Origin of the sequence: Thiogranum longum (assembly GCF_004339085.1) — a bacterium.
Classification (GTDB): Bacteria; Pseudomonadota; Gammaproteobacteria; order DSM-19610; family DSM-19610; genus Thiogranum; species Thiogranum longum.
Map to the genome: position 1 here is coordinate 1,882,629 of NZ_SMFX01000001.1, position 12,057 is coordinate 1,894,685.

Genomic DNA, 12,057 nt, shown 5'->3' on the forward strand with positions numbered 1-12,057 from the left:
AATACTTGCACAACCCGGGCTGTAAGTAAAAAAAACGGGGCGCTGCTTAAGCTGCGCCCCGGAGAGAAAAGAATCGTACCTTGCTGTTTATTGCTTTACTCTACTTCCAATCAGGGATACTGGAACCAGGCTTCACGCTTGGATGGTGACAGGCCGTGCCCTGTCTGATCCTGACAATGTGAAACCATGCGAATGATGAATGGCGCATCAATCAATGAATCAGACGGATTCACAATGGCTGTCGGGATTGGCTGGGCATCAGGATTTTTGGTTTGGGCAAGCAAATGATCATCATGTGCCATCCGGTTGAAGGGATAAGCACCGCCAACCACCGGGAAGTCCAGCTCGACTTTTAACTTACCTTCACCATCAGCATCGGTGATGAAACCGTTTGGCTGAGTCGGACTACCCGCTCCAACCCAGTCTGCAACCAGCTGGGCCAGTCCGTCGGTGTGCGCGAGGGGCGTTGCACCACCTCCGGTAATCGGGCTGCCTCCGAATGATGCGCCGTGTGAAGCGCCTTTCATACGTACCCACACAGTGTACAGCGTATTGGGGGCACCGCCTTCCAGTTCGATTTCTACCTTGCTGTTGTTACCCTTTTGAGAAATTTCGATTTCGGCTGACGCACCATCAAAGCCTTCAACCCCGCCTCCACAATTAGCGCGGACAGTACTGACCTTGTCGCCACTTGGAGCGTCTGCGTCTATTCTTGACATGAACCCGTCAATGGTGTCAGAAGAGCCAGCCTGCGCCACCCCACTCATGCCAGCGATAATACCTGCAACTAGAGTCAAATTAAATTTCTTCATTTCTTTTCCTCATGTTTGGTTGTCAATTCTGTTCATTTTATGTTCCCGCCGAATGTTTCCCGATACTCAACTACCTGACATTCGCCGGGCCCACCTCCTCACTGTATTCACTTACTATTGAGCGAATGCTTCGTGGATAACCATCAACGTGCGTGGGTCGACGAAGCCATCGACAAGAAAATTATTTCCATTGGTTCTGTCAAAGTCTGCTGCTCTTCCAAAGTCTGTGCTTTTTCACACTCATGAGACAGTATCCCCAATGCCTGTATTTTCCTGATGCATAACTCAAACAGACTGGCTAAAAAAAGAATCCGGCCACTGAAATATGTGGTTATCCAGCTTCTGCTTTATGCCGTTATTTATAGATGTACAGCCCCACCACTTTATTCAATATTTTTTTATATAAGGGCAAGCAGGCTTGATCGGGATAGATGAAATGGATTAAATCCCTGGCACAGATCATACTGACAGTTATCAGTATGACCTTCGCGGCACAGTCAACAACCGGCATGAACACGAAGGTGTTTGTGAACAAATAGCACACAAGGGAAAATCAATGGAACCTGATGACGCGTGCAAAAACGTTTCTGCTGTTCGGAAAGTGGCTGCTATAGCAATCAATTCCAGACGTTCACTCCGGGTCATTTTCTTGATCTGCGTAGCAATAACCGTATTGCTGTTTTTTCTGGATTACTCTGTTAACTGGCGCGGAGGCAGTTCAAGCGAATCCATTCGCCGCATGTTCAACACTGCCGCAGAACACAGCATCGCCGGCTGGTACTCCACTACACTGACATTCGTCGTCGCCCTTGTCGCCTGGGCAAACCTTGCACTGGCCCGCCATATTGAACGATCAAGCTGGCGGTATTCAGGCTGGCTGATAATTGCACTTCTGTTTACCTATCTCTCTCTTGATGACGGGGCAGAACTTCACGAGCACCTGGGCGAAGGGTTAAAGCAATCTCCGCTTTTTTCTGACCTTATCGCGGCTTACCCCAGTTACACCTGGCAAATCGTGTCAGGCCCTGTATTTATCGCCCTGGGCGTATTCATGCTGTATTTCCTGTGGAAAACGTTACCCCGCCGCAATGAAAAACTCGGCATTCTGTCAGCGTTCTCCTGCCTCGCGCTGGCCGTAGGACAGGACTTTATCGAAGGCACAATCAACGAGTATGACCGGGTACAACGCTACGGGCTGGACGCTGACACTGTCCTGCATTTTTCCAAGTCCGTTGAAGAGTCCCTGGAAATGCTTGGCATGACATTCTTCCTGATTGTGTTCCTGAGCCACCTGATGCACACCTTTCGCACAATTACACTCGAGTTTAAATAGTCACCTGCCCGACTATCAGGGTTTGTTTGGCGCCTCTGCAGTATCCGGTACTGCCACCCCTCCCGCACCCACCATTATCCTGGGCCAGTCACGTTTGGAAAAAGGTTTCTTAGAAGGCTCGCTCTGGCCAACCGCTCTATTACCCAGAGCAAGTATGGGCTTCAGTTTTGCCAGTTCCTCCTTGCTCGGCTGGTGGGTGGTAAATTTCTGTTCGATCACCTTTTTACCCTGGTACCAGATTTCGAAGATCCAGTCGCCCTCAACCAGCTCGTAGTCTTCATCCAGTCCGTACCCGGTATAGGCAATAACCTGATTGGAGACGACCTTCCCTTTGATCGTTCTATCCGAGCCCGTCGAATACGAACCATCAGGTAACGTCATTCTGGGGTGTTTCACAACCCGCCTGAGGTCGACATGTGCCGGCAGTGCGGGCAGTGGCCATATACGATACTGCAGGTACATCTGCCCGCCCTTGATCAAAGGAATACGTTCAGTTGACTTGACCATTTCTACCACTGGCTTGATGACTGACTTTCCGGTACCGGTAGTAGGGTCGTTAATTACTCCCCCACTGCGTACCAGCCGGTACAGACCGGGGCGGCCTATATGCCCCTTGAGAGGTTCGTCGGTATTAGCGGAGGGTTTCAACGGTGCCGTACTCCCGGACGACGTCGCAAGCTTGTCACCATCCTGTGTAGCGCCGGAGTTGTTCTCACAACCACCCAGTACAAGCAGCAGTGCAATCGGAATCAGAATCAGATACTTCATGGATTAACACTTCCTCTTTACAATAATTGTTGGACTCAAAATATGTTACACGCATACACCATATGCAGAAATAAAAAACCCGGCGGATATTTTATGTCCGCCGGGTCTCACTTCTGACAACCACGTTTCAGCCGGTTTGGTATTAGATTCCGGCTGGTTGTGGATTCACCTTACTGGGTGAAGGCTTCGTGGATAGTCATCACCATGCGCGGATCAATTGTCTCGACAGTACCAGCCGGCAAGCCGCTGGTCGCGCCGTCAGAGACGAAATCAAACTGCGCAATCGGCATGGCACAGCCTTCGTTGCCCTCTCCCGGACCGTAACCATCGGCAGGATCACCGGTGCATGAGCCAGTGGCGCCATCAAGATGTGCCGCATCCATACGGTACTCAAGGATGGAACCACCAGGCTTGAAGCACTGGTTGGCGGGATGGCCGGGGCCATTAATACCGTCACCGTTCGGGTCACAACCGGGGTTAGCTGCAGAGGCTCCGAAATAGAGTGTTTCAACATCACACTCATCACCGGTCAGCGTGCCACCGTTAGCGATCACCTCCGCCTGGACAAACTCACAACCCGGTCCTGACATACGGTTGATGGTGGTACCGGCGATCACGTTCACACCCGGATCCAGCGCGAGACTGCCGGTCCTGTGACCAGCGCCGGGCGCAGAGGCAAAGATGTGCTGGCGGAATACACCCGGGTTACAGGCATCACCTTCGGCACAAGGTGCAGAACGTGAACGACGTGTACCCCACAGGGTTCCATCCTCTGACATCCGGATAGCACGCAGGTTATCACGACGATTCGGGGAATCGAAGTTCGGTGCATCATCGTAGTTAAGCGCACCACCTGTAGCCGTAGTCCCATCGTTGGACAAATCGATCACCCGGATGATCTTGGCCTGGTTTTTCTTCTTGCCCAGCTTGAAGGTATCATCTCCATCGCTGTCACTGTCACCGTTACTGCCCTTGCCGTTGGAACCGACACCCCTGCTTGCCTTGTCGATACCGTCCTTCCAGTCGATCACAAACACCGCATCGCCATGGAACATACTCACGAACAGACCCTCAGAGGTAAAGAGGACACCTGCCGGGCAATTCCAGCGTGGGTCATTGGCGTAAGGTCCTTCCGTGGGTTTGCTGTATTCGTCGACCACTTCCAGCGTAACCTGATCATATACAAGAACCCGGCCATTAGCGCCGCGCTCTGGTGTACTGAAAACCGGCGGGAAGAACAGGTTGGATGCGTTTCCACTGGCGTGTGTATTTCCATTCGGGCTTACCGAATCGGAATTTGGCGCATTGAAGAAATTGGCATCACAGACCGTTTGTGCAACATTACCATTAGGCATGTAACCACTACCCAACAGGCGAGGTACAAACCCGTAACCACCACCATCGGGAGATGGCGAGGTTGGCAGCGTAGGCCCGGTTTTGATAGGTGTACCATCACGATGGAATACTGTAATCGCATGCTGTGCGGCACTGGTAATAAGGGCATGACCATCCTCACCACCGGACAAGACACCTGTTGGTTTCCACGGTCCGGGACAGTCGACGCCTCCGTTATCACAGATCGGTGTACCTATATTATCTGCACTGAACGGAACGTTAACCGTGATGCCGCGCTCACCCGTAGTGATATTCATCTCGAGCACACGGCCAGGGCCGGGGGCATTCGAGAAGGGTGCATTCTGGGCATCCGCTGCCATGAGATTGGATTCCGTACAAACCGGTGTTCCCGGCTCAGACGCGGGATCGTGCGCAATGGCACTGCCCGCAAGCATGGCGAGACCTAGCCCATAGGCCAGACTCGTAAGTGGATTTATCGTTTTCATCGTGTCGAACTCCTCACAATATTAGTATTAGTGGTTTTACTGATTTGCGCCAAGGCCAACGGGACAGGATCGACTGCTGCGAAGCTAATATAACGTGCAACAACTTGTCATGTTGTTATGTGCCTCTTGATACGTTTAACAAAAAACTTTATTTTCTTACGATAGTGTTGATGCGTCAGCTCCCGATATATTCGATTTAACTTCGCCTGTAGAAACGCTATGAGCAAGCGTGAACAGGTTTATTGAATAAATCAGGCAGCTATCGCATCTCTGTTTGTATGGAAATCATTGACCGCTTGTTGAATGCCCGCTGTCTGCGCAAAAAAATATCAGATAACCGTGATCGACTTTATGGCGTAGCGCTTTCCTGGTCCGGTGAACCGGCAGTTGCCGATGACCTGGTACAGGAGACCCTGATGATTGCCCTGCAACGAATTCACCAGTTACGGGAAGAAGAACGCCTGAATGCCTGGATGTACACCATTCTCAGTAACTGCTGGAAACAGTACCTGCGTCGCGTCCGGCCCACCGTCGATATTGACGATGTAGAAATCTGCTGTGATGGCGATGCCGAGGCCGGCTGTAGTGAACAGGAAGTGGTCGACCATGTAAGACATGCCATACTGCGCCTGCCCGCAGGACAACGGCAAACTGTCACACTGGTCGATCTTGCAGGCTTCAGTTATGCCGAAGTGGCAGACATACTGGATATCCCTATTGGCACGGTTATGAGCCGCTTATATACTTCAAGGCAGTCCCTGCAAAAAGTACTCGCCAACTTTCGCACCACTCAACCGGTGTCCAGAGGACACCTACGGAGGGTCAAGTGAGTAAAACAGACTTCAGAATCGAGCGTATTTTGCACGCTTATGTCGATGGTGAGCTTGACGCACAGACGAAGAGCCGCATCCTGATCCAGATGGAGAACGACGAATCTGCCCGCGCGCGCGCCTGTGAACTCCAGCGCACCAAGGAATGGGTCAAGTTTTCCTTTGAAGGTGAAAAGGCCCCGACACGCGCACTACCCGGAATCAACTGGCGGTTGCGTCATGCTTCACCGTTCCAGATTGCCGCCTCGCTGCTGATTGCTGTACTTGCCTTTGGTGCCGGCTGGGGTGGTCATTCACTCAGGGGTAATACCCTACCGCCCATCGCGCTGGGCACTGCCAGCACTGGAGCGCCTCATGTGATTCTTCATATCAGCGATGCTGACGAAACCCGCTTCGTAGAAGTTCTTGATCGCACCAGGCAAATCCTTCAACAGTACCGGAATACCGACGCACAAATCGAAGTCGTCGCCAACTCGGGCGGCCTTGATTTCATGCGCACCGCCTCCTCCCATCATGTCGACAGTATCAAACGTCTCATTGCCCACTACGACAATGTCCGTTTCATTGCCTGTAGCCGAGGCCTGGGAAAACTGCGTGAACTCGGACTGGACGCCAGGGTTATCAGTGGCGTTGACGCGCATGCACCGGCTGCTGATCACCTGATAGAACGCCTTACCGAAGGCTGGACCTATATACGCATCTAGATCCGAAATCTGTGTCCCGTTATGCCATTACCTTCCCACACAGGTAAAGGTTAGGGTGAGTCCTGCCGACACCCCGGGTAACCCCGCCTGCGGGCTGGATCCACAGACAAACCGGGCAACCACTCATGCGTGAACTGCAATACCCAGATACCAACCTTTATTACGCTAAATTCGACCGGTTTTTACCCCCTGTACTGCTTGCAATAGCCCTTCTTGTTGCCAGCCACCCCGTGGCTGCCCGGGTATACCGCTGTGCGGATGCCAGTGGCAGCGTCAGCTATTCACAAACGCCGTGTACAGCCGCACAAACCGGCGCACAGATGCGTGGTGTTGGTGCCAGGAAAACAACCGATCGCGAAGCCTGTGCACAAGTGCGCAACTTTGCCTCGAAAAGCTTTGGCGCAATAAAGCAGGGGGCAGAACCCTCCCGGCTGATCGACAAGTACGGCGGGCCCGGTTACATCAATCCTCTTACACTCAATGTCATAAACTTTGTCAGTGGTTTCAGGCACAGCCAGGACATCGCATCGATGAAGGTCAGTGCCCTGGCATTTAACAAATGCGTAAATGGCGGATTCGGCAAACTGAGTATCACCGGTTTACCACCGGAAATGGCCCCCCCTCCTGTAGACATTCCCACTCAACCGCCTGTAGCCGCACAGACACCCCCGCCCTCTCCCGTGATACCCACCCCTTAGCACCCGGTATCTCCATACCTGACTTGACGGAGTGGACTTCGAGCGACAGGCTATTTACCCTCCGTGGACAATAATCAACGGTAAAGAGGCAGTCCAGTGGGGAGATCCGGAGAAAACCAGGCCTATTTGTCGAAACTGCTGCCTTTTCTCTCCTGGATAGGCGAATTACGTCACCCCGCTACGCTTCGGGCTGATTTGCTTGCCGGCCTGACGGTTGCACTGGTACTGATCCCGCAATCCATGGCCTATGCACAGCTCGCCGGCCTGCCTGCCTATTACGGTTTGTACGCCGCATTTCTGCCACCCATTGTTTCGGCCCTGTTCGGTTCCTCACGTCAGCTTGCCAACGGCCCGGTGGCTGTCGTATCACTGATGACAGCCGCAGCACTGGAGCCGCTGGCCAGCACCGGCAGTGAAGGCTATATCGCCTATGCCATTCTGCTCGCCCTGCTGGTCGGGCTGTTCCAGATCACGTTGGGGCTGTTGCGCCTTGGCGTACTGGTAAATTTTTTGTCCCATCCGGTTGTGCTGGGCTTTACCAATGCCGCCGCTATTATTATCGCCTCCTCCCAACTGGGTAAGATTCTTGGCGTCAGCGTAGACAAGGCCGAGCATCATTATGAAACGGTCTGGAATACGCTTCTGGCCGGTCTTTCCGACGGGCACCTGCCTACACTGGCCATGGCAACCCTGGCCTTCTGCATCATGATTGGCCTGCGCAAATTCAATCCCCGTCTACCGGGCGTATTGATCGCTGTCGTTATTACAACAGCAGTATCCTGGTTGTGGGGATATGAACAACGACGACAGGTTTCACCAGAGCATATTGCGAACCCCGAAGTACAACTGCTGGTCCAGGAGCAATTTCAACTGCGCAAGGAAATCGGGATATTCCAGAAACGCAAGCTCATGACCGAACATGATTACCGTGTTGCCCTGGAAAAATTCGGTGAAGACTCCCCGAAGACACTCAGCGCATTGCATGCCCGTGATATTTCAGCCTCTACCCTGCAACAAAAATTACAGCAGCACCAGGACGACCTTAAAGAACTCAGGAACCTGCATTTCGAACTGGTACCCGCCGCTGACAACAATGAAACAAAACTCTATCTACGGGATAACGTACCTGCCGGTCTGGAAACACTGGGTGGCATATGGCGGTTACGTAACATCATTGACGAACGGGAGTTACTGGTCACCAGCGGTGGCGCCGTAGTTGGCCATGTTCCCGGCGGTCTCCCGGATTTCCGGGCGCCCCTGTTTGACTGGAATGCCATAACCCAGTTACTGAGCGCTGCACTGACCATTGCGCTGATCGGTTTTATGGAGGCGATCGCCATAGCCAGGAATATGGCTACCCGTACGCGGCAACGTCTCGACGCCAACCAGGAACTGGTCGGTCAGGGAATGGCCAATATTGTCGGAAGTCTGTTTCAAAGTTATGCAGTGGCCGGCTCCTTCTCACGATCGGCGGTCAATATCGGCGCTGGCGCCAGAACCGGATTTTCCTCGGTGGTCACAGGTCTGGTTGTCGTAGTGGCACTGCTATGGCTGACACCACTGCTGTACCACCTGCCCCAGGCAACGCTGGCAGCAGTGATCATGGTAGCTGTCATGGGCCTGGTGCGTATAGAACCTGTCCGGCATGCCTGGAAGGCACACAAACACGACGGATTCGTGGCTATCATTACTTTTCTGCTGACCCTGCTGCTGGCGCCGCACCTGGACAAGGGCATCCTTATCGGCGTGGGACTGTCGCTGGGACTGTATTTGTACCGCACCATGAAACCCCGTGTAGCAGTGCTGTCACGCTACCGGGATGGCAGTCTGCGCGACATCACCGTTCACAAACTCAAAACCTGCGACAACATTTCTGTCATCCGTTTCGATGGTTCGCTGTACTTTGCCAACACAGGTTATTTCGAAGACAAGATCCTTGAAAAGGTTTCGCTGTACCCGGATCTGAAATTCGTGATCGTTGATGCCGGGGGTATCAACCAGATCGATGCCACCGGCGAGGAGATGCTGGTCGAATTGAGCAAGCGCCTGAGCGAGTCAGGCATCGAATTGCTGATTGCGCGTATGAAACGCCAGTTCATGGATACCCTCCGACGCACCGGCGATATTGATTGCCTGGGAGAGGAACGTTTCTTTGCCCGGGTACAGAACGCACTGGATTACGCCTGGGAAAAACTGGGTAACGATCACGCCGCCAGCTGCCCGCTACGGACTTATGTAAGCACAGAACAGAGCGGCTAGTTCATTCCCCTGGCAGGTACGCACATACAGACGGGTTCAGCTACGGTTGTAGAGCTTGCGTAACTCTGTTTTAGCTGCCTCCAGAACGGCTTTCTGTTCAGGGTCAAGGTGCTTGCCGGCACGGTTGATGTAGAACACGAGCATCGACATCGCTGAACGGAACGGGGTGGACTTGCGCCGCCGGCTGGCCTCGGCGGAGCGTTTCAGGGACTGTGCAATTCGACGCGGGTCTTTCCAGGTAAAGACACCCTCTTCGAGATCCAGCGCATCACTTTCCCGTGTGACACGGGCTGTCCAGTTGCTGCTCTCGTTGGCCATCGCTGACGGAATGGATACAAGATTATTTACAGACGATCCGGCAAGTGACTGCGGATCTCCTGCGCTTCATATTGCCCGAGGTTTTTGTCAATCTCGGAAATATTTGCTCCGGACAAAACCTTCAGCTTGTCCCTCAGCAAACCCAGTAACGGTGGCCCCGCTACCAGCAGCAACCGGTTAAAGCGCCCTTCACGATGTGCGGCCTGCAAATAGTCGGCAATCTGTTTGGCAAACCGAAGCGCCTCTTCCTTTTTTGGCTCGACAGCTGTTCCCATCGCATGACGGCCCTGGCCCGCACTGTCGAAACTGCGTCCCGGGCGGTCGGATGTCAACTCCTGTTCCCGCTTGCGCGCTTCCGGGTGCTCCAGTTTATCTACCTGCAGCAATGGGCCGTGCGGATCATCAACGGCAAAAATACGTGCTCTACTCTGGTCTGCGACCACAACCCACTTTTTAGACATAACGCCTCCTCATAAGCCTGTGTCGTTTCTGGAACCGTTTTCACCTGGCGAACCCTGATGCCGGCCACCACGTTCACCTTCCACCAGGGGAACAAAGGCAACACCCAGCACAGTTTCTGTTTCCGTATTACCCTGCTCGTCTTTTTTGACAAGCATCAGTTCCTGGTGGCTGTAGGGCAAGCCTACCGGGATAACCATCCTGCCACCTGGTCTGAGTTGCTCAACGAGTGCATCGGGTATACGGGCGGCAGCAGCAGTAACGATGATGCCATCATACGGTGCGTGTTCCGGCCAGCCCAGGTAACCGTCACCGGTACGCATTTCGATATTCCGATAGCCAAGCCTTTTGAAAATGTCTGCTGCAATCGCGCCCAGCTCCGCGACAACCTCTACCGTATACACTTTGCTGCATAACTGCGAGAGTATAGCGGTCTGGTAACCGGAACCGGTGCCGATTTCAAGAATGCTGTGGTCAGGTTCAGGTGCCAGCAGGTCTGTCATCAGGGCCACGATATACGGCTGCGAGATCGTCTGGCCGTAGCCGATGGGCAATGGGCCGTTTTCAAACGCAGCCACTCTCATCTCCGGTGGTACGAACGCATCTCGTGGCACCTTGCGCACGGCTTCCATCACCCGCGGGTCGAGTGCATCCTTGCCGATCAGGCTGTGCGTATAACGCACTTCGGCATTGATATCATCAATCATATTCTGCTGCCCGTTTCGCATCTCAGGTACCTTCCTGCCAGGAGGAAAGATAACGTGTCTGCTCACTCGTCAGCGTGTCGATCTGCACATTCATTGCTGCCAGTTTCAGGCGCGCCACCTCCTGGTCGATTTCAACGGGTACTCCGTGCACACGGTTATCCAGGCGCTGTGTTTGTGTTGCCAGGTGCATGGCACATAGCGCCTGGTTGGAAAAGCTCATGTCCATAACGGCAGAGGGATGTCCTTCCGCCGCGGCAAGGTTGACCAGCCGACCTTCCGCAAGCAGGCGGATCCGTCGCCCGTCGGGAAGCCGGTATTCATCGACTGATTTCCTTGGCCGCTGTTTATCGGCGGCCAAGGCTTCCAGTGCGGGAATATTGATCTCGACATTGAAGTGACCGGAGTTTGCCAGCACACAACCGTCCTTCATAACTTCGAAGTGGATCTTGTCGACAACATGTTTGTCCCCGCTGGCCGTGACGATAAAATCGGACAGTGCTGCCGCTTCCACCAGTGGCATGACACGAAAACCGTCCATCACAGCTTCCAGTGCCCGCAAGGGTTCGACTTCGGTTACCACGACATTGGCACCGTGCCCCTTGGCGCGCATGGCGATACCGCGACCACACCAACCATAACCGACCACGGTAAAGGTCTTTCCGGCAATCAGGATATTGGTCGCACGAATCACCCCATCCAGTGCACTCTGGCCGGTCCCGTACCGGTTATCGAAGAGATGCTTGGTCATGGCATCATTCACGGCGATGACCGGGAAGCGTAGCGCGCCCTCCGCAGCCATGGCACGCAAGCGAATGACACCGGTGGTGGTTTCTTCAGTACCCCCCAGCATGTTTTCAACCAGGTCGGGACGCGACTGGTGAATCCGGCTGACCAGGTCGGCCCCATCGTCCATGGTGATAACCGGCTGGTGGTCGAGCGCCGCATCGATGTGCCGGTAGTAACGTTCCGTTGACTCACCGCGTACGGCGAATACCGGAATTCCGTAGTGCTCGACCAGCGCAGCCGCCACATCATCCTGGGTGCTTAGCGGATTACTGGCGCACAGCACAATGTCTGCCCCTGCTGCTTTCAGTGTACGGGCCAGGTTGGCAGTTTCGGTGGTGATATGCAGGCAACCACTCAGGCGAATACCCTTGAGGGGTTGTTCCCGACTGTAGCGGGCCATGAGCTCACGCAGCACGGGCATTTCCTGCCACGCCCACTCGATACGCCTGCGACCCGCCCCTGACAATGCCGGATCCGCAATATCGCATTTGTCGGGAATTGCCATCCCTGTAGATTGCGCGGTCACCTCATTACGCTCAATA

The 12,057-nt window shown here is 53.9% G+C and carries 12 protein-coding genes; 5 read left to right on the plus strand and 7 right to left on the minus strand.

What is annotated here, in order from left to right; all coding sequences use genetic code 11:
* Positions 1 to 110: 110 nt before the first annotated feature.
* The gene (locus DFR30_RS09275) at positions 111 to 812 is read right to left on the minus strand and encodes a hypothetical protein (protein ID WP_132972562.1); all 702 of its coding nucleotides are present in this window, start codon (positions 810 to 812) and stop codon (positions 111 to 113) included.
* A gap of 739 nt (positions 813 to 1,551) precedes the next feature.
* On the opposite strand from DFR30_RS09275, the gene DFR30_RS09280 reads away from it, so the two are divergent.
* The gene (locus DFR30_RS09280) at positions 1,552 to 2,145 is read left to right on the plus strand and encodes a hypothetical protein (RefSeq protein ID WP_165869157.1); all 594 of its coding nucleotides are present in this window, start codon (positions 1,552 to 1,554) and stop codon (positions 2,143 to 2,145) included.
* Between the two features lie 15 nt (positions 2,146 to 2,160).
* On the opposite strand, the gene DFR30_RS09285 is transcribed toward DFR30_RS09280, so the two are convergent.
* The gene (locus DFR30_RS09285) at positions 2,161 to 2,913 is read right to left on the minus strand and encodes a DUF3859 domain-containing protein (protein WP_132972566.1); all 753 of its coding nucleotides are present in this window, start codon (positions 2,911 to 2,913) and stop codon (positions 2,161 to 2,163) included.
* A 170-nt stretch (positions 2,914 to 3,083) separates the two neighbouring features.
* Positions 3,084 to 4,754: a hypothetical protein gene (locus DFR30_RS09290; RefSeq protein ID WP_132972568.1), complete on the minus strand. Its 1,671-nt coding sequence runs from the start codon at positions 4,752 to 4,754 to the stop codon at positions 3,084 to 3,086.
* 278 nt (positions 4,755 to 5,032) lie between these two features.
* Here DFR30_RS09290 and DFR30_RS09295 point away from each other — a divergent pair, with 278 nt between their 5' ends.
* The 4 genes from DFR30_RS09295 (at position 5,033) to DFR30_RS09310 (ending at position 9,245) form a co-directional block, all read left to right on the plus strand.
* Positions 5,033 to 5,584, plus strand: a complete 552-nt coding sequence (locus DFR30_RS09295; protein ID WP_132972570.1) for an RNA polymerase sigma factor — start codon at positions 5,033 to 5,035, stop codon at positions 5,582 to 5,584.
* Positions 5,581 to 6,288 carry a hypothetical protein gene (locus DFR30_RS09300; protein WP_132972572.1) on the plus strand — a complete coding sequence of 236 codons (708 nt, stop codon included), beginning with the start codon at positions 5,581 to 5,583 and terminating at the stop codon, positions 6,286 to 6,288. Before DFR30_RS09295 ends, DFR30_RS09300 begins: the two co-directional genes overlap by 4 nt.
* 125 nt (positions 6,289 to 6,413) lie before the next feature.
* Entirely contained in the window at positions 6,414 to 6,986 is a 573-nt protein-coding gene (locus tag DFR30_RS09305) for a DUF4124 domain-containing protein (protein WP_132972574.1), read from the plus strand.
* 126 nt (positions 6,987 to 7,112) lie between these two features.
* Positions 7,113 to 9,245: a SulP family inorganic anion transporter gene (locus tag DFR30_RS09310; protein ID WP_132972576.1), complete on the plus strand. Its 2,133-nt coding sequence runs from the start codon at positions 7,113 to 7,115 to the stop codon at positions 9,243 to 9,245.
* 36 nt (positions 9,246 to 9,281) lie between these two features.
* Here the strand turns inward: DFR30_RS09310 and DFR30_RS09315 are convergent, their stop codons facing one another.
* Genes DFR30_RS09315 through ahcY form a run of 4 tightly spaced genes read right to left on the minus strand, consistent with a single transcriptional unit; the run spans position 9,282 to position 12,020 of the window.
* Positions 9,282 to 9,563: a DUF3175 domain-containing protein gene (locus tag DFR30_RS09315; RefSeq protein WP_132972578.1), complete on the minus strand. Its 282-nt coding sequence runs from the start codon at positions 9,561 to 9,563 to the stop codon at positions 9,282 to 9,284.
* 26 nt (positions 9,564 to 9,589) lie between these two features.
* A complete protein-coding gene (locus DFR30_RS09320) occupies positions 9,590 to 10,024 on the minus strand; it encodes a host attachment protein (protein WP_132972580.1) in 435 nt (144 codons plus the stop codon).
* A 9-nt stretch (positions 10,025 to 10,033) separates the two neighbouring features.
* Positions 10,034 to 10,750, minus strand: coding sequence for a protein-L-isoaspartate(D-aspartate) O-methyltransferase (locus DFR30_RS09325; RefSeq protein ID WP_132972582.1), 717 nt, complete (start codon positions 10,748 to 10,750; stop codon positions 10,034 to 10,036).
* 1 nt (position 10,751) lies between these two features.
* Positions 10,752 to 12,020 carry an adenosylhomocysteinase gene (gene ahcY, locus DFR30_RS09330; RefSeq protein WP_132972584.1) on the minus strand — a complete coding sequence of 423 codons (1,269 nt, stop codon included), beginning with the start codon at positions 12,018 to 12,020 and terminating at the stop codon, positions 10,752 to 10,754.
* Between the last annotated feature and the right edge of the window lie 37 nt (positions 12,021 to 12,057).